The sequence below is a fragment of the Pseudomonas sp. FH1 genome (assembly GCF_000510895.2).
Taxonomy (GTDB): Bacteria; Pseudomonadota; Gammaproteobacteria; order Pseudomonadales; family Pseudomonadaceae; genus Aquipseudomonas; species Aquipseudomonas azotoformans_A.
Genome location: NZ_AOHM01000113.1, coordinates 61748 through 85052, shown reverse-complemented (window position 1 = coordinate 85052; position 23305 = coordinate 61748). Strand labels below are relative to the sequence as shown.

22 protein-coding genes and 1 pseudogene are annotated in these 23305 nt (G+C 62.4%); 8 read left to right on the top strand and 15 right to left on the bottom strand.

What is annotated here, in order from left to right; genetic code table 11:
• Window positions 1–54: 54 nt before the first annotated feature.
• The 5 genes from xylB to H096_RS25865 are packed head-to-tail and all read right to left on the bottom strand — an operon-like array spanning window position 55 to window position 6010.
• Complete coding sequence (gene xylB / locus H096_RS25885; RefSeq protein ID WP_033902194.1) at window positions 55–1515, bottom strand: xylulokinase; 1461 nt, start codon at window positions 1513–1515, stop codon at window positions 55–57.
• Between the two features lie 6 nt (window positions 1516–1521).
• A complete protein-coding gene (locus H096_RS25880) occupies window positions 1522–2523 on the bottom strand; it encodes a LacI family DNA-binding transcriptional regulator (RefSeq protein WP_033902192.1) in 1002 nt (333 codons plus the stop codon).
• Between the two features lie 22 nt (window positions 2524–2545).
• Window positions 2546–3478 (bottom strand): ABC transporter substrate-binding protein, encoded by a 933-nt coding sequence (locus H096_RS25875; RefSeq protein ID WP_033902191.1) that lies wholly within the window; start codon window positions 3476–3478, stop codon window positions 2546–2548.
• A gap of 29 nt (window positions 3479–3507) precedes the next feature.
• The gene (locus H096_RS25870) at window positions 3508–4485 is read right to left on the bottom strand and encodes a sugar ABC transporter permease (RefSeq protein WP_016975702.1); all 978 of its coding nucleotides are present in this window, start codon (window positions 4483–4485) and stop codon (window positions 3508–3510) included.
• Window positions 4478–6010, bottom strand: a complete 1533-nt coding sequence (locus H096_RS25865; protein WP_033902190.1) for a sugar ABC transporter ATP-binding protein — start codon at window positions 6008–6010, stop codon at window positions 4478–4480. The genes H096_RS25870 and H096_RS25865 overlap by 8 nt, the downstream gene beginning before the upstream one ends.
• Before the next feature lie 281 nt (window positions 6011–6291).
• Between H096_RS25865 and H096_RS25860 the strand changes: the two genes are divergently transcribed.
• From H096_RS25860 to H096_RS25850, 3 genes are read left to right on the top strand one after another with little or no spacing between them, the layout of a single operon-like run.
• Window positions 6292–7632, top strand: coding sequence for an ATP-binding protein (locus H096_RS25860; RefSeq protein WP_033902189.1), 1341 nt, complete (start codon window positions 6292–6294; stop codon window positions 7630–7632).
• Window positions 7617–8000 (top strand): response regulator, encoded by a 384-nt coding sequence (locus H096_RS25855; RefSeq protein ID WP_016975699.1) that lies wholly within the window; start codon window positions 7617–7619, stop codon window positions 7998–8000. The genes H096_RS25860 and H096_RS25855 overlap by 16 nt, the downstream gene beginning before the upstream one ends.
• A 10-nt stretch (window positions 8001–8010) precedes the next feature.
• Complete coding sequence (locus H096_RS25850; protein WP_033902187.1) at window positions 8011–9207, top strand: EAL domain-containing response regulator; 1197 nt, start codon at window positions 8011–8013, stop codon at window positions 9205–9207.
• Here the strand turns inward: H096_RS25850 and H096_RS25845 are convergent.
• The gene (locus tag H096_RS25845) at window positions 9193–10038 is read right to left on the bottom strand and encodes a LysR family transcriptional regulator (RefSeq protein ID WP_033902186.1); all 846 of its coding nucleotides are present in this window, start codon (window positions 10036–10038) and stop codon (window positions 9193–9195) included. The genes H096_RS25850 and H096_RS25845 overlap by 15 nt on opposite strands.
• 114 nt (window positions 10039–10152) lie before the next feature.
• Between H096_RS25845 and H096_RS25840 the strand changes: the two genes are divergently transcribed.
• Window positions 10153–10857 carry a haloacid dehalogenase type II gene (locus H096_RS25840; RefSeq protein ID WP_033902185.1) on the top strand — a complete coding sequence of 235 codons (705 nt, stop codon included), beginning with the start codon at window positions 10153–10155 and terminating at the stop codon, window positions 10855–10857.
• 3 nt (window positions 10858–10860) lie between these two features.
• Window positions 10861–11649, top strand: coding sequence for an aldolase (locus H096_RS25835; protein WP_033902184.1), 789 nt, complete (start codon window positions 10861–10863; stop codon window positions 11647–11649).
• A 32-nt stretch (window positions 11650–11681) separates the two neighbouring features.
• On the opposite strand, the gene H096_RS25830 is transcribed toward H096_RS25835, so the two are convergent.
• A complete protein-coding gene (locus H096_RS25830) occupies window positions 11682–12491 on the bottom strand; it encodes an alpha/beta fold hydrolase (RefSeq protein ID WP_033902182.1) in 810 nt (269 codons plus the stop codon).
• A gap of 143 nt (window positions 12492–12634) precedes the next feature.
• On the opposite strand from H096_RS25830, the gene H096_RS25825 reads away from it, so the two are divergent.
• Window positions 12635–13492, top strand: coding sequence for an AraC family transcriptional regulator (locus H096_RS25825; RefSeq protein WP_033902180.1), 858 nt, complete (start codon window positions 12635–12637; stop codon window positions 13490–13492).
• Here H096_RS25825 and H096_RS25820 read toward each other — a convergent pair.
• Entirely contained in the window at window positions 13454–14452 is a 999-nt protein-coding gene (locus H096_RS25820; protein WP_033902179.1) for a succinylglutamate desuccinylase/aspartoacylase family protein, read from the bottom strand. The genes H096_RS25825 and H096_RS25820 overlap by 39 nt on opposite strands.
• Window positions 14453–14542: 90 nt before the next feature.
• On the opposite strand from H096_RS25820, the pseudogene H096_RS34630 reads away from it, so the two are divergent.
• Window positions 14543–15082: pseudogene (locus tag H096_RS34630) on the top strand (TetR family transcriptional regulator C-terminal domain-containing protein); the annotation flags it as partial.
• Here H096_RS34630 and H096_RS25810 read toward each other — a convergent pair.
• The 7 genes from H096_RS25810 to H096_RS25780 all read right to left on the bottom strand — a co-directional run bounded on the left by H096_RS25810 (window position 15038) and on the right by H096_RS25780 (window position 22269).
• Window positions 15038–16036: a DMT family transporter gene (locus H096_RS25810; protein WP_033902178.1), complete on the bottom strand. Its 999-nt coding sequence runs from the start codon at window positions 16034–16036 to the stop codon at window positions 15038–15040. The pseudogene H096_RS34630 and the gene H096_RS25810 sit on opposite strands and share 45 nt — an antisense overlap.
• Entirely contained in the window at window positions 16033–16731 is a 699-nt protein-coding gene (locus H096_RS25805; RefSeq protein WP_028616125.1) for an ABC transporter permease subunit, read from the bottom strand. The genes H096_RS25810 and H096_RS25805 overlap by 4 nt, the downstream gene beginning before the upstream one ends.
• Before the next feature lie 7 nt (window positions 16732–16738).
• Window positions 16739–17443, bottom strand: a complete 705-nt coding sequence (locus tag H096_RS25800) for an ABC transporter permease subunit (RefSeq protein WP_033902177.1) — start codon at window positions 17441–17443, stop codon at window positions 16739–16741.
• A complete protein-coding gene (locus H096_RS25795; protein WP_033902175.1) occupies window positions 17443–18297 on the bottom strand; it encodes a transporter substrate-binding domain-containing protein in 855 nt (284 codons plus the stop codon). Before H096_RS25795 ends, H096_RS25800 begins: the two co-directional genes overlap by 1 nt.
• Before the next feature lie 25 nt (window positions 18298–18322).
• Window positions 18323–20317, bottom strand: a complete 1995-nt coding sequence (locus tag H096_RS34770) for an aminotransferase class I/II-fold pyridoxal phosphate-dependent enzyme (protein WP_033902173.1) — start codon at window positions 20315–20317, stop codon at window positions 18323–18325.
• Between the two features lie 158 nt (window positions 20318–20475).
• Window positions 20476–21225: a CDP-diacylglycerol diphosphatase gene (locus H096_RS25785; RefSeq protein WP_033902172.1), complete on the bottom strand. Its 750-nt coding sequence runs from the start codon at window positions 21223–21225 to the stop codon at window positions 20476–20478.
• Window positions 21226–21285: 60 nt separating this feature from the next.
• Window positions 21286–22269, bottom strand: coding sequence for an aldo/keto reductase (locus H096_RS25780; protein WP_033902171.1), 984 nt, complete (start codon window positions 22267–22269; stop codon window positions 21286–21288).
• A gap of 113 nt (window positions 22270–22382) precedes the next feature.
• Between H096_RS25780 and H096_RS25775 the strand changes: the two genes are divergently transcribed.
• On the top strand, window positions 22383–23303 hold the full coding sequence (locus tag H096_RS25775; protein WP_033902170.1) for a LysR family transcriptional regulator: 921 nt from the start codon (window positions 22383–22385) through the stop codon (window positions 23301–23303).
• Window positions 23304–23305 lie beyond the last annotated feature (2 nt).

Here is a 23305-nt window from a genome sequence, read left to right as displayed (position 1 = left end):
CGGGGCAAGCCCGCTCGCCACAACAAGCCTGCTCGCCACAGGAAGCGGCAGCCGTCAGTCATGCATCGCTTTTGCCGCAGTAAGCAAGCCTTGGAACTTGCGGTAACGCACTTCCAGTACCACCTGCTGCTTGGCATCCGGAAAATATCGCGCCTTCACCGCCATCCCCGCCTCCAACAACCCTTCCCCCTGCCCGATCGACAGAAACCCCAGCTTCGCAGCCCCGATGCAGGCACTCAACTCACTGCCGTGTAACGTGAAGATCTCCCGCTGCAGGATGTTGGCCAGCAACTGCGCCCAATATTCGCTGCGCGCCCCGCCGCCCACCAAGGCGCAGGCCCCGACGTCGGCGCCGGCCGATTGCACGGCGCGCAGCGCATCCAGCAAACCGAAACCCACGCCTTCCATCACGGCATAACCCAGCATCGCGGGTGTGCAGTCGTGGCCCAGGCCCATGAAACCGCCGCGCAGCAGTGGGTCGTTGTGGGGGGTGCGCTCACCGGCAAGGTACGGCAGAAACAAAGGCGTGCTGAGTGGCACGGGTTGTTCGATCGGCAATTGCGCCTGCACCTGGTCGAGCAACGCCTGTTCATCCGCAGTGCCCGTCAGCCGTGTGACCCAGCGTAGGCAACTGGCCCCGGCGAGCATGGCGCCCATGGTGTACCAACGGTTCGGCAGCGCATGGCAGAAACTGTGCACGGCGCTGGCCGGGTTGCCGGCGGCGTGGTCGGTGATTGCGACGATGGCTGCGCTGGTGCCGAGGGTGATGAAGCCGTCGCCAGCATTGATCGCACCGATTCCGACAGCCGCCACCGGGTTGTCGCCACCGCCGCCAGCGATCACGACGTCAGCCGACAACCCAAGGTCCATCGCCGTCAAACAAGCGCTCGCGGCACCGCCTTCGATCAACCGGGGCATTTGCTCCGGCGCAAGTCCCGTAGCGCGCAGCATGGGAGCGAACCACGCGCGTCGTGCCACATCCAGCCATAACGTGCCGGCAGCATCCGACATCTCACTGATGCGTTCGCCACTCAGGCGCAACCGCAGGTAGTCCTTAGGTGACAGCACACAGTCAATGGCCCTGAACACTTCAGGTTCATGGTGTTGCAGCCACAGCAGTTTCGGCGCCGTCAGCCCGGCCATCGGCAAGCTGCCGGTGATGCCGGAGAGTTCCGGGCCCAACTGCTCGGCCTCGGCGACCGCACGGGAGTCATCCCACAGAATCGCCGGGTACAACACCCGATCATCCGCCCCCAACAACACCGCGCCGTGCATCTGCCCGGACAGGCCGATACAGTCCACACGCGCAAATGCCTCATGCAGGCGCAACTGGGCCAGCGCTTGCAAACAGGCCTGCCACCAATCCTGCGGGTCTTGCTCGGACCAGCCGCTATGACGCCGCGACACGCTCAAGCGCACGCCGGCATGGGCCAGCACCTTACCGTCGAGGTCCATGAGGATGGCCTTGAGTTCCGAGGTGCCGAGGTCGATGCCGAGGGAAACGGGATTGCTCATACGGGGTCATTCCACTCCATTACAGCCACATGAATGACGCCATTGCAGGGTCGGCGCCAAGCGCAGGCTCCGGGTCGGCGCGTGGGGCGATGCCATGCGTTGCAACAACAGGTTCACCGCCTGGGCGCCAAGTGCCTGCACCGGCTGTGCGATCAATGTGAGGCGCGGCACGAAAAAATCCGCCCAGTCGAAATCATCAAAACCCACCAGCGCCATCTGCGCCGGCACGTCGATCTGCGCATCACGCAGGGCCTGCATGGCGCCCAGGGTCATCAGGTTGTTGCCGGCCATGATCGCCGTCGGCGGTGCCGCCAGGCCCAGCAACTGCACCGTGGCCTGGCGCGCAGGCTCAGTATTGGAGCCGCCATTGACCAGCAGCTCCGGATCAAACACCAGCCCCGCCCCCTGCAATGCGGCGCGGTAACCGGAGACACGCTCATCGGTGGTGCTGAACCCCTCGCGCCCGGCGATAAAGCCGATCCGCCGATGACCATGGGCGATAAGGTGTTCAACCAGCACCTGGGTAGGCTGGGCATTCTCCACCCCAACCTGGTCGAAGTGCTCACTCATCATGCGGTCCACCAGCACCGCTGGAATTTCGTTGGTGCGCAGATAATCCAGGGCCTTTGAGCCGTTTGAAGGCGCCAGCACAATCCCATCGACCCGCCGATGATGCAGCGCCATGACCACTTTCAGCTCCTGCTCCGGATCATCATGGGTGTCGACAAACAGCATCATGTAGCCGTGCTGGGCGCACGCGGTTTCAATCGCGTGCACCGTCTCACTGAAATAGTGGTTGGACAACGCCGAGATCGCCACGCCAATGGTGTTGGTACTCGACCGGGCCAACGAGCGCGCCAGGGTGTTGGGAATGTAGCCCAACGCCTGGATCGCCTGCTGTACCGCCAGTACGGTGGCCGGGCTGACCTTGCGGGTGCCGTTCAACACGTGGGACACCGTCGACGTCGACACCCCCGCCCTGCTTGCCACGTCATCCATGGTGACCACGACGCTGTTCCTTCTCAGTGGATCAATGTTTGCTCGACCAACCGCTGTACGTAGCGACGTTGTCACGGGTGATCAGTTTGGGCGTGAGCAGGGTAACCGCTTCGGCCGGGGCTTTGTCATTGAGAATGTCATTGCCCACGTTCACTGCGGTCTGCGCCATGGCCCACGGGTCCTGGCTGGACGACGCCTGTATCTGCGTCTCGGTCTTCAAGGCATTCTCGATATCCGGCGCGCCGTCCACCGAGGTGATGATGATGCCGCTGCGCTTGAGCTGCTTGGCGGCCAGGTCGCTGCCGATGGCTTGCGGGTCGTTGATCGCGAACAGGCCGTCGATTTTCGGGAAGCGCGTGAGGTAACCCTGCATCACGTTCAAGCCGCCTTCGCGGGAGCCTTTGCCGTCCTGGTCGTCGGACAGCACCTTGATATCCGGCGCAGCGGCCAGCGCGGCCTTGCAGCCTTTGACGCGGTCAGTCACGGCGGTGACTTGCGGGCCGTTCTGGATGATCACGTTGCCTTTGCCGGAGAGTTTGTCCACCAGGTACTGGCAGGCCAGCTTGCCGGCTTCGACGTTGTTGGTCTGCACGGTCGCGTTCACGCCCTTGGCGTCCACATCCACGGCGACGACAACGATGCCGGCATCGCGGGCTTTCTTGATCGCCGAGGCCATGGCAGAGGGGTCGACGGCGTTGATCAGGATCAGGTCGACCTTGGACGAAATGAAATTGTCGATCTGCGAAAACTGCTTGCTCAGGTCGTAGTCAGCCGACACCGAAGTGACCTTGACGTTGGGGTTCAGCTCCTTGGCCCGAGCGGTTGCGCCGTCGGCCAGGGTCACGAAATACGGGTTGCCCAGCGAGCCCATACTGATACCGAGGGCCTTCAACTCACGGGCTTCGACGGCTTGGGACATCAGGGCAGCCAAGGCAATGACGGGAAAGATACGTTTAAGGTTCATGCGGGTCTCTCTTGTGATTGTTGTAGGAATCAGGTCCGCGCACCGGACTGGCGATAACGATCCAGCGCCACCGCGCCAATGATCACGATGCCCTTGATGATGTATTGCCAGATATCCGACACACCCAGCAGCACCAGGCCGTTGGTGAGCACGGCGATGATCAGCGCGCCGATCAACGTGCCGCCGATGGTGCCGACGCCGCCGGTAAAACTGGTGCCACCGAGAATGACTGCTGCAATCGCATCCAGCTCATAGGATTGCCCCAGTTGCAGGCCATTGGCGGCAAACAACCGCGAAGCGCTCATCACTGCGCCCAATCCGGCCAGCGCACCGGACATGGCGTAGACGAACAGCAGCACTTTCCACACCTTGATCCCCGACAAGCGCGCCGCTTCCGGGTTACCACCCACCGAGTAGATCTGCACGCCCATCACCGTGCGGCGCAGGATGAACCACGACAGCGCCACCACGGCCACGGCAATGATCACCAGCCAGGGCACGCCGAGCACTGAGTCATTGCCGATAAAGGCAAACGGCAGGTCCGGGTTGAATACGGTCTTGTCGTCCGCCAATAGCCGCGCCAGACCGCGCATGGCCGTCAGCGCGCCGAGAGTGACGATAAACGGCGGCAGGCGCATGAAGGCGATCAAGCCGCCGTTGACCAACCCCAGCAGCAGGCCAAAGCCGATACCGGCAGCAATCCCGAACATGCCGAACTGCGGCGACATCGATGCCTGCAACGCCACCACTGCTGAAGCAGCCAGGATCGCGCCCACCGACAAGTCGATACCGGCAGTGAGGATCACAAAGGTCATGCCCGCCGCCAGCACCACATTCACCGACGCCTGCTGGGTGATGATCGACAGGTTCTGCACCGTCAGGAAGTTCTCGCTGGCCAGGGCAAAACCCACCAGCAGCAGGATCAGCACCGGCAACATGCCCACCGTGCGCATCAACTCGCGTGCGCGTTCTGCTTTACCGATTGTCGCGATATTCAACTCAGCCATGGGCAACCACCTGATCGCCACCGGTGGCGAGGTCAATAATGCGTTCCTGGGAAATAGCCTGGCCGGAGGCGCCGCCGACTTCAGCGACGAGCTGGCCTTCGCGCATGATCAGCACGCGGTCGCAGGTGCCGATGATTTCCGGCAGCTCGCTGGAGATCACCACGATGCCGACACCGGCCTGGGCCAATTGATTGATGATGCGGTAGATCTCGGATTTGGAGCCGATGTCGACGCCACGCGTAGGCTCGTCGAGGATCAGCACGTGCGGCTTGACCTCCAGCAGTCGCGCCAGCAACACCTTCTGCTGATTGCCACCGGACAGCGCGCCGACATTCACCTTGCCCGACGCCACGCGAATCGACAGCGACTTGATCGCGTCATTCGAGCGCTGCAAGGCATGCCCGCGATCCAGCACGCCACCGGCATGCGCATCCGGCACACAGGCGCAGACGTTGATGTTGTCCGCCACGCTCATGTCGAGGAACAGGCCCTGGGCCTTGCGGTCTTCGGTGAGGTAGACCACGCCGGCACGGATCGCGTCCGCCGGCGTGCGCAGTGGGGTGACGGTCTTGCCGACCACTTCCAAGGTGCCCGAGGTGCGTGGGTCGGCGGCAAAGATCAGCCGCGCCAGCTCGGTGCGCCCTGCCCCGACCAGCCCGGCAATGCCCAGCACTTCACCGGCATGCAGGTCGAAGCTGCAATGGCGCACGCGCTTGCCGTCGGCCATGTCGCGCACGCGCATCACCAGGTTGCCGGGGTTGTAGGCGGCGTGTTCCTTTTTGTAGAAGCCTGACAGGTCGCGGCCCACCATCATTTTTACCAGCACTTCGGCCGACAGCGCGTCGCGGGTCAACTCGCCGATGTATTGGCCGTCCCGCAGTACCGAAACGCGGTCCGACAGCTCGTAGATCTCGGCCATGCGGTGGCTGATATAGATGATCGCCAGACCCTGGCTGCGCAGTTGCTTGATCAGCGCGAACAACCGGTCGGTCTCGCGGGATGACAACGGCGTGGTCGGCTCGTCCATCACCAGGATCTTGGCGTGGGCATGCAGGGCGCGGGCGATCTCCACCAACTGGCGCTCGGCAATCGACAGGCTGCTGACCCGTGTGGCGGGTTTGAACTCGGCGCCGAGACGTTGCAGCACCTCGATGCACCCCGCCTCCATGCCCTTGCGGTCGATGGTCCAGCCACGCCGCAGTTCGCGGCCCAGGTAGATGTTCTCGGCCACGCTCAGGTTGGGGCACAGGCTCAGTTCTTGATAGATAACGGCAATGCCGAGGGTTTTCGCGGTGGCGGGGTCGAAACAGGTAATGGGTTCGCCGGCAATGCGGATTTCACCGCCGGGATCGGCTTGATAGGCGCCGGAGAGGATTTTCATCAGCGTGGACTTGCCGGCGCCGTTCTCCCCCATCAAGGCGTGGATTTCGCCGGGGTAGACCTTCAGGCCGACATTCTTGAGCACGCGCAAACCGTTGAAGGTTTTGCTGATGCCCTGCATTTCAAGCAAGGGTTCAAGGCTCATGAATGAGCTCCTGGTTTTATTATTTTTGTCGTCAGTGGCCCGACTCTAATGTAGAAACATTTCTTTACGCAAGCGCTTGCCTATCGGTTTTTGTGCGTGAAGAAACGTTTCATCAAGCCAATTTATTGAATAGGCACGCAAAGCATCGGTTTTACCGTTTGTCTGCTATTGTCCAAGGACCTCATCTCCTCCTCATCGCCCCCAAGCGATCTTCTGTGAGCATGCTCTGCGCCATTGTCGGTTGACGGTGGCGGGCCTGAACGTCACGGAACGCCCAAGCGATGGACACACCGTTACCCGAACAGCCGCAATCGCGTGCCGAAAAAATCGTCGAGTTCAAACGGCAGAAAACCCTGCTCAAGACCGGCGCGCTGCAAGACGCCATCTTCAACAGCGCCTACTTCTCCAGCATCGCCACCGATGAAAAAGGCGTGATCCAGATCTTCAACGTCGGTGCCGAACGCATGCTCGGTTATGCCGCCGCCGACGTAGTCAACCGCATCACCCCCGCCGATATTTCCGACCCCGTCGAGCTGATCACCCGTGCCGCTGCCTTGAGCCTTGAGTTGGACACACCGATTACGCCGGGTTTCGAAGCCCTGGTGTTCAAGGCTTCCCGCGGCATCGAAGACATCTACGAGCTGACCTACATCCGCCAGGACGGCAGTCGCCTGTCGGCAATGGTCTCGGTGACCGCCCTGCGCAACCGGCATGACACCATCATCGGCTACCTGCTGATCGGCACCGACAACACCGCGCGCAAGCAGGAAGAAGCCGAGCGCAAAGGCTTCGAGCGCGCCCTGGAAGAAAAGAACCTGGAGCTGGAGCACGCCAGCCACATGAAGTCCGAGTTCCTCGCCACCATGTCCCACGAACTGCGCACGCCGTTGAATGCGGTGATTGGCTTTTCCGAGGCGCTCAAAGACGGCCTGGTCGGCGACATGAGTGAGACCCAGCGCGAGTACATCGGGGACATCTTCACCAGCGGCCAGCACTTGCTGTCGTTGATCAACGACATTCTCGACCTGTCCAAGGTCGAGGCCGGAATGATGGAGTTGGAACTGGAAAGCGTTGAGCTGGCGGGCCTTCTGGCCAACAGCCTGTTGATCGTGCGAGAAAAGGCCGCGCTGCAACGCATCCAATTGAAGCTGGAATGCCCCGACGACCTCGGCCACCTGGAACTGGACCTGCGCAAGACCAAGCAGATCGTCTACAACCTGCTGGCCAACGCGGTGAAGTTCAGCGAACACGGCAGTTCGGTAACGCTGACGGTGCGCCAGGTCACCCGCGAACAGGTCGGGCGAATTCCCGGCGATTGGCCGGTGTATCGCTTTGCCTTGCCCGCGAGCCCTCAGCAGCAATTCCTAGAGTTGAGCGTCAGCGACACCGGTATCGGCATTGCCGAGGACGATATGGGCAAGCTGTTCAAGGCCTTCAGCCAGATCGACAGCAGCCTGGCGCGCAAATTCGAAGGCACGGGCCTGGGGTTGGCGATGGTCAAGCAACTGGCCGACTTGCACGGTGGCAGTGTTGCGGTGGCCAGTCGCGAAGGCTGTGGCGCGCGGTTTGTGGCGTGGTTGCCACTGCACCGCGCGGCGGAGGCTCCATGGCCCACGTCCTGATCGTTGAAGACAATGAAGCCAATATGCGCCTGGCGCGCCTGTTGCTGGTGAACGCCGGCCATACAACCGTGTGGGCGCCCGATGCCGAGACCGGCCTGACCCAGGCCCGCGAACAGCAACCGGCCTTGATACTGATGGATATCCAACTGCCTGGCATGGACGGCCTGGCCGCCACGGCTCTGCTCAAGCAGGACCCGCTGACGGCGCACATTCCGGTGATCGCCCTGACCGCCATGGCGATGAAGGAAGACCGTGAAAAGACCCGGCTGGCCGGCTGCGACGCCTATGTGATCAAACCCCTGCGTTACAAGGAGCTGTATCAGGTGATCGATACGCTGCTGCAAACCCACAACGACCCTCTCAGATGAGAATGCACCCATGGCCACGCTGCTGATCGTTGATGATGAACCTCAGGTGCGCAAGCTCCTGGAAACGCTGTTGCACCACGAAGGCTACCAGACCGTCAGCGCGAGCAGCGGCGAAGAGGCGCTGCAGGTGGTGGCGCAACAGCCGCCCGACCTGATCCTGCTGGACATCATGATGCCGGGGATGGATGGGTATGAAGTGGCCAGCCAATTGAAAAGTGACGACGTCACGGCGGGTATTCCCATCATCATGCTGTCGGCCCTCAGTGATCCTGGTGCGCGCGTCAGTGGTTTGGAAAGCGGTGCCGAAGAGTTCCTCAGCAAACCGATCGAGCGTATCGAACTGTCCCTGCGCGTGCGCAACCTGCTGCGGCTCACCGCGCACGGCGAGCGGGCGGATAACCTACGCCAAGCCCTGCAACCCGACGTCGACCGTCGGGATCTGGAAACCGCCCTGCGCCAGGCCGTGGAACGCAATGAATTCATCGTGCACTACCAGCCTAAAGTCGAGCTTGCGACGGACCAGCTTTGCGCGCTTGAGGCCCTGCTGCGCTGGGACCGGCCGGGGCATGGCGCGGTGTCCCCCGCGGTGTTCGTACCGGTATTGGAGAGCCTTGGCCTGATCGTAGCGGTGGGACGATGGGTGATCGAGGCCGTTTGCCAGCAGATTGCCGCCTGGCAACGCAGTGCCATTGGCGCCGTGGAGGTGTCGGTCAACGTTTCCGGCCATCAACTCATAGAAGGCGACCTGATTGCCGATATCGCACGTATCCTCGCGCAAACCGGCGTCGAGCCGCACTGGCTGGAAGTGGAGCTGACCGAAGGCTCGCTGATGGAAAACACCCAGCACACCATCGCCAGCCTGCAACCCTTGCATGCCATGGGCGTGAAAATCTCCATCGACGATTTTGGCACCGGCTATTCAAGCCTGGCGTACCTGCGGCGTTTTCCCATCGACACGCTGAAGATCGACATCGCATTTATCCGCGAAGTCACCAGCAACCCCCAGGACGCCGCGATCACCCGCACCATCATTGAGCTGGCCCACAGTCTAAACCTGCGGGTCGTCGCCGAAGGCGTGGAAACCCAGGCGCAATTAGCGTTCCTGAAGGACGCCGGCTGCGATCAGATCCAAGGCTACCTGTTCAGCCGGCCATTGCCGGTGGCCACCCTGGAGCGGCTGCTGCTGGAGCGTTCAGAGACTCCGTGAAATCTCCTCGCGCAGGCACTCGATCAATCCACGGTGAGTCGCGCTCAGGCGCTCGGCGCCGCTGACCAACGCCAGTTCCGACGGCGGCACAGGAGGAAGCTCGCTGCAGATGCGGTGGCTGGGCAGTACGGCACTTTTCGGCAGGATGCTGATGCCCAACCCTGACGTGACCGCCGCCTGGATCCCGGTAAGGCTGTGGCTGCCAAACGCCACTCGCCAACTGCGCCGGGCCTTGTCCAAGGTGCGAATGGCGCGCTGGCGGTAGATGCAGCCTTGGGGAAACAGCGCCAGGGGCAAGGTGTCGAGTTGCATATCCTGGCCCTGGCCACATACCCACACCAAGGGCTCCGGCCAGCTGGCGTGGCACTCGCCGCTGCCGGCTTCGCGCTTGACCAGGGCGATGTCGATTTCGCCGCTTTCCAATTGTCGGCGCAGGTCGGTGCTCATGCCGCTGACCGTCTCCAGCCGCGCCTCGGGGCGGGCACGTACGAAACCCGAAAGCATCGACGCCATGCGCGTCGCGTCGAAATCCTCGGGCACGCCCAGGCGCACCGGCACTACGCTGGCCTCAGTGTCCAAGGCATCGCGGGCTTCGCGGGACAGGTTCAACAGGCGGCGCGCGTAATGGGTCAGCAGTTCGCCGTGTTCGGTGGCACTGACTTGCTGGCCCGAACGGTCGCGCACCAGCAACACCTGGCCGACGCTTTCTTCCAGCTTGCGAATCTGCTGGCTGACCGTGGACTGGGTGCGGTGAACGCGCTCGGCGGCACGGGTGAAGCTGCCTTCGTCGACCACGCAGACCAGCGTGTGCAAGAGTTCCAGATCAAACATGGCGGCAACCTTCTTATCGACAATTCAACTGTGATGTAGAGGTTAATTTAATTTCCTACTAAGGGCGAGGTTTCCTATGCTGCATCGACCACCCACTCTTTTTACAGGTGCTCCATGCCACTCGAACACTCCCCTCGCCCGTTGTGGCTGACCTTTGATTGCTACGGCACCCTGATCCAATGGGATGAAGGCCTGCGTGTCGCCATCGACCGGATCCTGGATCAGAAAGGCGAACACCAGATCGACCGCGAAACGCTGCTCAGCGTCTACGACCACCACGAACACGCCCTGGAGCAAACCCCACCGCACCGCAGCTTTCGCACCCTGGCCGGGCTGAGCCTGCAACTCGCGCTCAAGGAGCTGGGCTTGCCTGCCAATGACCACGATGGTGCGACGCTAACGGATAGCATCAGCGCAATGCCACCGTTTCCCGAAGTGGTGGATACGCTCAAACAGTTGAAGGCCCTGGGCTACAAACTGTGCATCGTTTCCAACACCGATGATGACGTGATCGCCGGCAATGTGGCGCAACTGGGTGGCTACATCGACCGGGTGATCACCGCCCAGCAAGCCGGTGCCTACAAGCCCAACCGCCGCCTGTTCGACTATGCCCATGAACAACTGGGCGTGAGCCTGGATGAAGTGGTGCACATCTGTGCCAGCCCGCACCTGGATCACGCCGCCGCGCGAGATATCGGTTTTCGTTGCGTATGGATCGACCGTGGCACCGGTCGCCAATTGCTGGCCGACTACACGCCCGACGCGATCCTGCCAACCCTCGACGGCGTTCCCGAACTGTTCAAGTCCTTGGGGTGGTGAACCATGGCCCATACCTTCACGCCCTCCTCCCTTGGCCCGCGCGCCGGGCGCTGGAATCTCGATAGCCTGGCCGCCATCGACGCCCGCGTAGAACTCGCGGCTTGCCTGCAATTGGCGGCGCTGCATGGCTTGGAAGAAGGCATCTGCAATCACTTCTCGGCGATGGTGCCGGGGCATGACGATGTGTTTTTCGTCAATCCGTTCGGCTACGCCTTCGAGGAAATCACTGCGTCCCGTCTGCTGGTGTGTGACTTTCTCGGCAACGTGATCGACGGCGACGGCACGCCGGAAGCCACGGCGTTCTACATCCACGCCCAGCTGCATCAACAGCAGCCGCGCATCAAGGCGGCGTTTCATACCCATATGCCGAATGCGACGGCACTGTGCCTGCTGCAAGGCCCGCCCTTGTTGTGGCTGGGGCAGACGGCGTTGAAGTTCTATGGGCGCACGGCGGTGGATGAGGATTACAACGGCCTGGCGTTGGATAACGGTGAAGGTCAGCGTATCGCTGCAGCGTTGGGCGATGCCGACATTCTGTTCCTGAAGAATCATGGAGTGATGGTGGCTGCGCCGAACATCGCCGAAGCCTGGGATGATCTGTACTACCTGGAGCGGGCGGCCGAGGTGCAGTTGAAAGCCATGGCCAGCGGGCAGCCGCTCAAGCCGATTGACCCGGCAGTGGCGCAGGTGGCGTATGAGCAGATGCGTGAAGGCGACCCGGCGAGCGCGAGGGCGCATCTGGACAGTGCGATGCGGCGGTTGAAGCAGCGCGGTTCACTGTTCGATCAATAACAAAATGGGGGCCTGGGCCCCCACTCTTTTGGTTACTGCGCGTTGGCCTTGGCCGCATCATTGATGATCGCCACCACCCGCGCCGGGTTCGACACCATTACCACGTGTACCACGTGCGAAGCCCCCTTGACGTCCACGGTTTCCTTGGAGCCCGCACGGTCAGCCATGAATTTAAGCGCGGCCTCGGGAATATTTTTGTCCGCTGAACCGTATATGAAGTAGGACGGCATGGTTTTCCAGGCCGGGTCACCCGAGGGTTCCTTCAGCGCAGCTTCGGTGATCGGGCGTTGCCCGGCTGCCATCAACTGGGCTTCCTTGGGCGCCACGTCGGCGGCGAACTGGCTGTTGAACTTGTCTTGCTGGATGTACAGGTCGGTCACGCCGTCCTTGGAAATCACGGGTTTGTCCAGGGTCGGGCCGAGGGTGCCGCCAGGGTAACGGCCGGACAGCTCAAACGCGGTCTCGCCTTTTTCCGGGGCGAAGGCGGAGACGTAGACCAGCGCCTTGACCTTGCTGCTGCCATGCACGGCGTTGGAGATCACCGAGCCACCGTAGGAATGGCCGACCAGAATCACCGGGCCTTGGGTGTGTTCGACGATATCGGCCACGTAGTCCGAGTCGGTCTTCACGCTGCGCAGCGGGTTGGCCACGGCGACCACCGGGTAGCCTTCAGCCTTGAGCCCGGCGATCACGCCGTTCCAGCTGGAGGCGTCGGCGAACGCGCCGTGCACCAGCACGACGGTGGCTTTCTGTGGGGCGGCAACACTGGCAGTGGCGACACCGAGGGCGAGTGCGCCGGTGATCAGGGCGGCGGCGACGCGGGAGAACTTGAAGGTTTTCATGAACGTTTGCTCCGTTGGGGGGGGGCGCTCAAGGCGTTGAACGTGAGGCCATGATGCCGAAGCGTGTTTTACAAATGGAGGCTAATAGTCGACGATATGGCGCAGATCGTCTAAACAGATCGTTAATTGAAATCAGGTGAGTCATGGATCGTTTGTCCACACTGCTGGTGCACTTCGGCATCGGTGCCGATACCTTTCACAGTGGGCCGCTGCACGGAGCCCTCGATACCCGCGATCTGCAGCAGCGCGGCCGGGTCTACCTGCTCAAGGACGGCCAGGCCAGCCTGGAAATGCCCGACGGCACCCTGCGCATTCCCGAACCCAGTTTGGTGCTGGTGCCGCGTCCCCTGCCCCATCGGCTGGTGGCGGCCAAAGCCGATGGCGCCCAGGTGGTAGCGGCTTCGCTGCGTTTTGATGGGGGGATCGATAACCCGTTGTCCGTGGCGCTGACCGACACCATCGTGATGCCGCTCAAGCAGATCCCGATGATCGCCGGCACGCTGGACTGGCTGTTCGATGAAGCCTTCGCCGAACACTGCGGACGCGAGGCGGTGATGAACCGGCTGTTCGAGCTGATGGTGATTCAGTTCCTGCGCCACATGATGGCCTATCACAGCATGACCACCGGCATGATGTCGGGCCTGGCTGACCTGCGCCTGGCGCGGGCCATGACCCTGTTGCACAACAACCCCGAACGCCCGTGGACCGTGCAGGAAATGGCGGTTGAGTCGAACATGTCCCGTGCCAGTTTCGCCGCGCACTTCCATAAAGTGGTCGGCCAGACGCCAGCCGACTATGTGCTGAGCTGGCGCGTGAGCCTGGCGCAGAAACGCCTGCGTGAAGGTCGCCCCATCGCCCTGATCGCCGACGAAGTCGGTTACGAAAGCCCCTCGGCGCTGGCCCGTGCGTTCCGGCGCAAGATCGGCACCAGCCCGCGCGAGTGGCTGCAGTTGCAGACGCCGCTACGGGTCCAGCACGCCGCCGCTGTAGCTGTCGGATAAGCGTGTGCCGGTGAACTTGGCGACTACCGAGCCCTGTGCCACCAGGCGCTCACGGTGGCCGGTGACCATGCGTCCGGCCTGGGCGGCGTGCAGGGTCACTTCGGAAGCCGGGTCACCGGGCCGGCCGATAATGCGCGCGAAACGCTGGCCTTCTTCCAGGTCGTCGCCCAGGCCCTTTTCGAACACCAGTACGCCGGCGCAAGGGGCAAGGACGGTTTCCATACAGCCCATGTCGACCACCTCGCCTTGCCATTCAGCAATGTCGGCCACCTCGTCGATCACACCGTTGATGCACAGCCAGGCCCACAGCCCATCCGCGTCCTGTTGCGCCAAGGCGTCGCTGACGTCTGCCTGCCCGCGCAGTTCAATAGTGGCGGCCATTTGCGGCGAAGCGTGGTTGATGAGGGTTTCTTCAAAGGAGCCATCACCGCCTTCATCCCAGACAATCACCAGGTCCACCTGCAACGCTGCCGCCAGTGCCAGGCCTTGTTCGGGCCAGAAGCTGCGGTGGATGTAGAGGTAGGGCAACGCCTCGTCGTCGGTGTGCAGGTCCAGAATCAAGTCGGCATCGGCCGCCAGTTGCACCAGGCGTTTCTGCCATTGCGCCAGGTTGCTCGCCGGGCGCGCCATGGCCAGCGAACAATCGAAAGCACGGTTGAAGTTCTGCCCGGTGGCTTCGTGAAAGCGCCCGAGCAAGCGGCCCTGGCGAAACTGGCCGATACCAAAGGGATTGGCTTGGGGCACCACGGTGACCGTGCCTTTAAGTCGGCCCTGCTCGGCGCACGCCTGCAAGCGCGGCAGGAGTTTATGCAGCACCAGCATCCCGGCGATTTCGTCGGCGTGCACACCGGCCTGCAGGTGCACCTTCGGCCCGCGCCCGTCGCCGTCGAAGCGCCAGGCGCCGATGTGCAGCACATTGCCGGAATCGCCCGTCACCTGCCACGAAAGGTCTTTCGCCATGCCTTGCCCTCCTCTGATCAATTAATCGGTAGAGATTGAACACATGTTCAACTAACCTGAGCGCTGTGCTGTTCCATCCAAGGCCTGCCCATGAACCCCGAGCTGCCCAAACTGCGCCGTGCCGATCCCGACGAACGCCGGGACCTGCTGATTGCTGCCACCCTCACCTGCCTGGCGCGCGATGGGCATGCGGGGATTTCCGTGCGCCGTATCGCTTCCGAGGCCGGGGTGTCGGTGGGGTTGCTCAACCACCATTTCGGCAGCATCGATGCGCTGATTGCCGAGACCTACCACAAGCTGGCCAACGAACTGACCAGTGCCCTCTGGGCGCACGTGGAACAGGCCGAAGGCCCTGCCGCGCGCCTGGATGCATTCCTCAGCGCCTCGTTCTCGCCCCGGGTCATGGACCCCGACCTGCTGGGCGTGTGGGTGGTGTTCTGGAGCCTGATCCGCCATTCGCCCCACGTGAACCAGTCCCACGAAAACAGCTACCACGCCTACCTGGCATTGATCCAACAACTGCTGGACGATCTGGCCCGCAGTGAAAACCTGCTGATCCACGACAGCCACCTGGCCGCCATCGGCTTATCGGCGATGCTCGACGGACTCTGGCTCGAGGGGTGCCTCAACCCCGGCACCTTCAGTCCCGCCAACGGGCTGCACATCTGCCGCTGCTGGGTACAGGGGTTGCGTCAGGGTGCATTCGGCGCCGACCACGTCCTGTGACACCGGATGCCGTGCGCTGAGCATGGCCAGGGTGCCGCTGATGGCGATCAACACCGCGCCGATGATCAGCGAGCCATCCATCAATGTGCCCCACACCAGGCTCGACAGGATGAACGCCCAGATCAGCCCGGTGTATTCAAACGGCGCGAGTAATGTCGCGGTGGCGCGGCGGAAGCTGGCAAACAGCAGGAATTGCCCGATACCGCCGACCAAGCCCGCCGCCAACATGCCCAGCCAGGCCGGCGTGGGCGCCGGTGTGTGAGTCCAGGGCAAGGTCACGCCCATGCACAGCACAAACACGACGTTGGTGATCAGCATTTGCTCCAGCACCGAGCTGCTCGGGTCGACCTGGCGCAACTGGATATAGGTAAACGCCCAGCACAGCGCCGCGCCCAAGGTCAGGGCGATGGGCCACGGGTCGAGCATATGCGTAGGACGGCAGGCGATGACCACCCCGACAAAGCCGATGATCAACGCGATCCATTGACCACGGCTGGCGCGCTCCTTGAGAATCAGTGCGGCCAGCAGCGTGACCATGATCGGCGCAGAGAAATACAGCGTGGTCATTTCCGCCAGGCTCAGGTCCTTGGCCGCCGTGTAGTACAGCAACCATGCGAGCAACGACAACAAGCCGCGAATGATCAGCAAGCGCCGGCTCACCGACGTCCAGGCACTGCGCACCAGGCCCATGCGCCCGGCGATCAAACATGCGACCACCACCACCAGGCTGCGCCAGAACAGGATGGTGAACACCGAGTAATCGGCCACCAGCCACTTGACCACCGCGTCCTGCAACGCCAGGAACAAATACGCCAGCGAACACAGGGCAATCCCTTGCAACGAGCGGTCCTGTTTCATCCGGCCGACCTGCGCAGCGGCGTACCGCGCCGTTCGGCGATGGCGTAGACGCCTTCGATGAGAAAGGTCAGGCACAGGTAGACCGCCGCCACCAGCAGCAGCGGCTGATAGATCTGCAAGGTCTGCGCGCGGACCACGTTGGCCGCGCCCAACAGGTCGACCACGGCAATGGTCGAGGCCAGGGCGGTGGATTTGAGCAACATCACGGTCTCCCCGGCCAAGGTCGGCAACAACAGGCGCATCGCCCGTGGCAAACGCACGCGCAATAAGGCCTGCCGCGGCGTCATGCCGAATGCCGAGGCGGCTTCCATTTCGCCCTTGGGCACCGCCAGCAGGCCACCGCGGATCACTTCGCCGACGTAGGCACCCACCGACAACACCAGGGCAAACACGATGTACCAGTAGCCGTCACGCAAGTACGGCCACAGAAAGCTGCCGCGAATCATCGGGAACTGGGCAAACAGACTGCCCAGCCCATAATAGAAAATGTAGATCTGGATCAGCAGCGGCGTGCCGCGCAACACACTGGTGTAGGCCAGCGCGCCACGGGCCAGCCATTTGCGCCGCGACAAGCGCGCCAACGCCACCAGCACCGCCAGGGCAAAACCCAACACCGCCGAGATCACCAGCAGCGACAAGGTGGTCTGCAAGCCCTTGGCGATCAGGCCGGCGTAATAACTTATCCATTCAGGCATGGCCCGTTCACTCGACAACCGGCATCCAGCGACGGATTCGTCGCTCCAGGCGCCCGGACAGGTAGTTGGAAGCCAGCGTCACCAGGTAATACAAGGCGGCGGCCGTGAGGTAGAACAGCAGGTACTGGCGGGTCGAGCCTGCGGCCTGCTTGGCGGTGTACAGCAATTCGTTGGTGCCGACCACGCTGATCAAGGCACTGTCCTTGATCAGGTTAATCCACAGGTTGGACATGCCGGCCAGGGCGAACGGCGCCATGATCGGCAAGGTCACCCGGCGGAACAGGCCAAACCCGCTCAAGCCAAACGCCCGCGCCGCTTCGATCTGGCCGTGGGGAATCGCCAGGATCGCCGCGCGGAAGATCTCCGACGCGTAGGCGCCCTGCACCAGGCCCAACACCAGGATCGCCACCAGCGGGCCGCTGATGTTCATCTGCTCGAAGCCCATCCCCAGCATCAGCGCGTTGAGGCCCATGGAGCCGGCGTAATACAGCAGCAGGATCAGCAGCAGTTCCGGCACCGCACGAAACACCGTGGTGTAGCCGCGCATCAGCAGCGCAATCGGGCGTGGCGCACTGAGCTTGGCGCAGGCCACCACCAGGCCGATCAACACACCCACCGCAAACGAGCCGGCGGAGATTTGCAGGGTCATCCATAACCCTTTGAGCAACGCATTGCCCCACCCTTGTTCGCCGAAGCTTAAGAGGTCGAGCATTATTCGGTCTTCTGGGCGACTTGTTGATAGGGGCTGTCACAGGTCTTGCTGACAAACGCCGGGGTGTCACCGCGCTTGCACGGGCTGACCGACAGCCCGAAATAGTGCTGCGACAGGTCGTCGTAGTCCTTGCTCACCAGCAATTCGCCGATGGCCTTATCCAGCCGCGCCTTGAGCGCCGTGTCTTCCTTGCGCAGGCCGGCGCCGACACCTCGGCCGATGATCGGGTCATAGGGCACGCTGGCAATATGCGCCAGGCCGCTGGCTTCAGGCGTCTTGACCATCATGGCGATGGCGGTGTCATCGGCCATCATGTAGTCGATACGCCCGGCGATCAGGTCGGCGTTGGCCGATTCCTGGGTGTCGTAGTACTTCAGGTCCGCGATGTTTTCGTAATACTTCTTCAGGTAGTTGGCGCTGACCGTGGAGATCTGCACGCCGATCAACTTGCCCTTGAGGCCCGCCGGGGAGATCTCGACTTCGCTGCCTTTAGGGCCGGCAACACCCAACAGGGAATCGTAGTAGGCGCGGCTGAAAGCGATCTGTTTTTCACGCTCATCGGTCACCGACATCGACGAGAAAATCACGTCGATCTTCTTCGCCAGCAACGAGGGAATAATGCCGTCCCACGCCACTTCCTTGATCTGGCACTCGGCTTTCATGCCTTCGCAGAGTTTGTGGATCAAGTCCACTTCAAAGCCGGACCACTGGCCGTTGCCGCCTTTAACGGTGAAGGGCGGATAGGGTTCCGCGGCGACCGCAAACACGATGGGCTTTTCCGCCGCCTGGGTGAAGCCTGCAGCCAACGTCAACACAGCACTGCTCAACCACGTTGCCATACGCTTGGATTTCATGATTTTGCCCCGTCTTTTTATGGAGTTAGCGAGTTTGATGCGCGTTGACGAACTGTCGGCAACGTTCACTGCGTGGGTCGATAAACACCGCATCCGGCGAGCCGGTTTCTTCGATCATGCCTTGGTGCAGAAACGCCACTTTCGACGACACATCCCGGGCGAACGCCATTTCATGGGTGACCAGGATCATGGTGCGGCCTTCCTCGGCCAGGGAGCGGATCACCCGCAGCACTTCGCCCACCAGCTCCGGGTCGAGGGCCGAGGTGGGTTCGTCGAACAGCATGACTTTGGGACGCATGGCCAGCGCACGGGCAATCGCCACCCGTTGCTGTTGGCCGCCGGAGAGGAACGCCGGGTATTCGTTGCGCTTGGCGGCCAGGCCGACGCGGTCGAGCAAGGCTTCGGCGCGTTCGATGGCCTCGGCACGGCTTTCGCGCAGGACCTGGGTGGGGGCTTCGATAAGGTTTTCCAGGACCGTGCGGTGTGGCCACAGGTTGAAGTTCTGGAACACCATGCCCAGGGTCGAGCGAATGCGTACCAGCTGTTTGGCATCTGCGACCAGGGGCGCGCCGGGCCGACCGTAGTTGAGCTTGATGCTTTCGCCATCCACATGGATGCTGCCCTGGTCCGGCACTTCGAGCATGTTGATGCAGCGCAGCAAGGTGCTTTTACCCGAGCCGCTGGCGCCGATCAGCGAGATCACGTCGCCTTCGTGGGCCGTGAGGGAAATGCCCTTGAGTACTTCGATATTGCCGAAGCGTTTGTGCAGGTCGATGACCTCGATCATCTTTTTGACTGCGGCCGGCGGCACCCCTTCGATCCTGGGCGCCGCCGCAACACGCGGCTCACCGGCCAGCTTGGCGACAAATTGCACGATGCGTTGGCAGGCTTCGCTCAGGCGCTCTTCACCCAGGGTGAACGACAAGCGCACGAAACCCTGGGCCGACTCGCCAAAGGCGGCGGCGTCGAGCACCGAAACCCCGGCTTCCCGAAACAGGCGCCAGGCAAAGTCGAGGGAGCCCAGGCCGGTGCCGCGTACATCCACCAGCACAAACATCCCGGCTTGCGGCGCCTGCACCTGGATGCCTGGGCACGCACTCAGCCCCCTCACCACCAGGTCGCGTCGGCGCCGATAAATCTCGCGCATGCCCTGGGTCACCTCGTCATGGGCCAGTACGGCGGCGGTGGCGGCTTCCATCACAAAGCCCGGCAGCCCGTAGAGCATGCTGAGCACCAGGGTCTCGGCGTGGGCGACCATCTGCGGCGTGGCGATGATCCAGCCAATGCGCCAGCCGGTCATGGCATGGGACTTGGACAGGCTGCCAATCACTACGCAGCGCTCGGCCATGCCCGGCAGCGCTGCAAGGCTGTGGTACTCACCGTCGAACACCAGGCTTTCATAGACCTCATCCACCACCACCCACAGGTCGTGGGCGATGGCCAGGTCGGCAATGGCTTGCAGTTCGTGCGGGTTGAGCACCACGCCGGTCGGGTTGTTCGGGTTGGAGAAGAAAATCGCCCGCGTACGCGGTGTGATGGCTGCGCCGAGCAACTGGGCATCGAGGCGAAAGCCGGATTCCGGCGAACAGGGCACACGCACCAGCGTCGCACCGCTGGCCTTGAGCGTGGCCTCGTAGGTGACGTACATCGGGTCGAGCACCAGCACTTCATCACCCGCTTGCAACAGACACAGGGAGGTCACGAATAACGCGTTCTGTGCACCGGCCACCGTGATCACGTTGTCGGCGTTCAGCGGACGGCCCAGGGTCTGGCTGTAGCGTGCCGCAATGGCCTCGCGCAATGCCGGGCGACCGGGAATTTCGGTGTAGTGGGTGTCACCTTCGCGCAAGGCGCTCACGGCGGCGTCGGTAATGAAGGAGGGCGTGGCGAAATCCGGATCGCCAACGCTGAGGATGATGATGTCATCGCCCTGGCTGGCCGCCTGGAATGCGGCGTGGTGGATGTCCCAGGCGGCTACGCCCTGCCCTGCAATTCGTTCGACGAAGGGGGAAAACCGCATGCCAGAGCCTCTCGTTCAAGAAGAAACAGCGCGAACCCGTTACGTGACAAACGGGTGGATGCGGTCAACATAGTTCAAACTGAACAGTCGTTCAATGGGTAAGTTTGCGGCGGTGTCGTTTATGCTCCAAAGAGGTCGTTGTGGTGATTTTTGTCGGTTTACAGCTGGCTCATCAGGTCACAGCGATAGTCCTGCAATTCGCCGGCCGAGCCGAGGTTCAGCTCGCTCAACGTGACATGGGTGCTCAGCAGCACGAAATTGCCATCGGCACGCGCTGCCATCAGCAGGCTGTACTGGCTCATCGAGTCGCCCTGGGCGTCCACATAATCACGCAACACTGCCAGTGGGTCGCGCAGCTCGGCATCGGCCGCCGACAGCAGCCGGGCGCTGTAGGTGTGCCCCATCAACTGCACCGGTAGCGTGCGCCATTGCTCATCCAGCACTTGCTGGTTGAGCGTGCTATAGACGTCCGGGCGCAGGCAGGCGATATGCACGTGCAACTGGTTCTGGGAGCGGCCGTAGCGAGAGTTGATCGCCACCGAGACGAACTGATCGGCAATGGGTTTTTTCAAGCCCTCGGACAACACCCGCCGATGTTGCCAGGCCTGGGTGAAGTAATGCGGCAGCAGCTCGCGGCCAAGGGCCGGGTCTTCAATACCGGTGACCTTGTCTGCCGGCATCAGCAGGTTGTGCAGCGGGCCGTTGCGGTCTTTGTACAGGACGTAGCCGCGGGCCAGGTCCACCGCCAGGCAGGGGTCGGGCTTGAGCTGCTGTTGCTGGTGGGGCACACATTGCTGGCTGACGGTCTGCCACAAGGCATCCGGGTTTCCCCGCCACTTCCAGGCCCCCACGAGCACCAACCCACAGAGCAAACCACCAGCGATCGTGACTACGGAACCGCGCTTCATGCAAAAACCTCGACGTACAGGGATGTTGTGTGTGTTGCTGGCGACATCCCTGTCGCAGGGTTAACGCTTGGGCGGGGCCAAAAATTCCGGGCCGATCGGATCTTTTATCGTGCTGGCCAGAATACGGTCGATATGCGTCAGGTCTTCGGGCGTCAGGTGCCAGCCGAAGGCTTCTTCGTAGCCTTTCAACTGCTCAGGTCGCCGGGCGCCCCACAGGGCGATGGTCGGGCCTTGATCAAGCACCCAGCGCAGGGCCAGGGCCAGCACCGATTTGCCGTGGCACTCGCGGGCATACATATCCAGCGCGGCCACGGCGGCCAGGTATTGTTCGAAACGCGGCGCCTTGAACTTGGGGTCGAGCTTGCGTACGTCATCGCCAACAAAGCGGGTGGCCGAGTGCATGCTGCCGCTCAGTAAACCTCGGCACAGCGGGCCGTAGGCCAACACCACCAGCGAATGCTGCTTGGCGTAGGGCAGGATGTCGCTGTCGATGGCCCGTTCGAACAGGTTATAGGGCGGCTGCACCGTGGCCAGTGCGGTGTACTGGCTGAAATCGTCCATTTGCGCGGAAGAATAGTTGCTCACGCCGACCGCGAGGATCTTGCCTTCACGGCGCAGGCGTTCCAGTTCATCAGCGGTTTCTTCCTGGGCCACCAGCGGGTCGGGCCAGTGGATCTGGTACAGGTCGATGTAGTCGGTTTGCAGGCGCACCAGGGAATCTTCGACTTCCTTGCGGATGCGCTGGGCCGTGGCGTTGCGCCGGGGTGTGCCGGTGTCCCATTGCAGCCCGGTCTTGGTCGCGATCACCGCGCTGTGGCGCACGCCGCGCAGGGCTTTGCCGATCAGCTCTTCGGACAGGCCAAAACCGTACACGGGCGCGGTGTCGATCAAGTTGATACCGATGGCCAGGGCATGGCGCAGCGTGCGGATGGCTTGTTCATTATCCGCCCCACCCCACAGGTGCCCGCCCATGGACCAGGTGCCGAGGGCAATCCGCGAGACCGTTTGGTCGATGCCGGCAATTCTGATGGTCTCAACGTGCATAAAAAAATCCCATGGCGCGCAATAATGCTTAGAAAAACAATTACTCTAAATCATCTACGGTTGAATCGGGCTCAACGCCGCATACAGCCGAATTCCCGCTCAAGAGACTTGAAATGGCTGCTTTCAACCGCTCCGAATTGGCTGATCTCAACGTGTTCATGGCGATCATCCGCCGCCGCAGCTTCCGCCACGCCGCCCATGAACTGGGGGTGACCACCTCGGCGTTGAGCCACACCATGCGCAACCTGGAAACCCGCCTGGGCGTCAAGCTGCTCTATCGCACCAGCCGCGCCGTGGAACCCACCGATGCGGGCTCCCTGTTGGCGGAAAAACTCCTCCAGGGGTTTGCCACCATCAAGGACGGCCTCGACACCCTGGAGTTGTACCGCGAGGCACCGATCGGCCGCCTGCGCCTGAATGTGCCACGGGACGCGGCGGTCTTGCTGCTGGCGCCGATTCTTGGGGACTTTTGCGCGGCTTACCCGCAACTGCGCCTGGACCTGATCGTGCAGGACCAGATGATCGACATCATCGCTGAAGGTTACGACGCGGGTATCCGCTACGGTGCCACCGTGCCCCAGGACATGGTCGCTGTACCGCTGACGGCTGAGCTGCGCTGGATCATGGTCGCCTCCCCCACCTATCTCGCCCGACGGGGCACGCCCCAGGCCCCCAAGGACTTGCTGGAGCATGCCTGCATCCGCATGTACCTGGGCGACAAGACCACCTACAAGTGGGAATTGGGCAACGGCACACGGCAACAACGCATCGACGTGCCCGGCCACTTCAGCGCGGCCGATACCGAGACTATCGTCAATGCCGCGCTGCAAGGGGTGGGGATTGCCTACTGCCTGTCCAATCGTGTGGAGCAGGAGCTGAAAGAGGGGCGCCTGGTGGAGGTGATGCCTGACTGGGCCTGCATGGGCGAGCCGCTGTGCATGTATTACCCCAGCCGGCGCCAGTCACAGCCGGGGTTGCGGCAGTTGATGGATATGATCCGGATGAAAACCATTGGCTCACAGATGATCGAGTGACG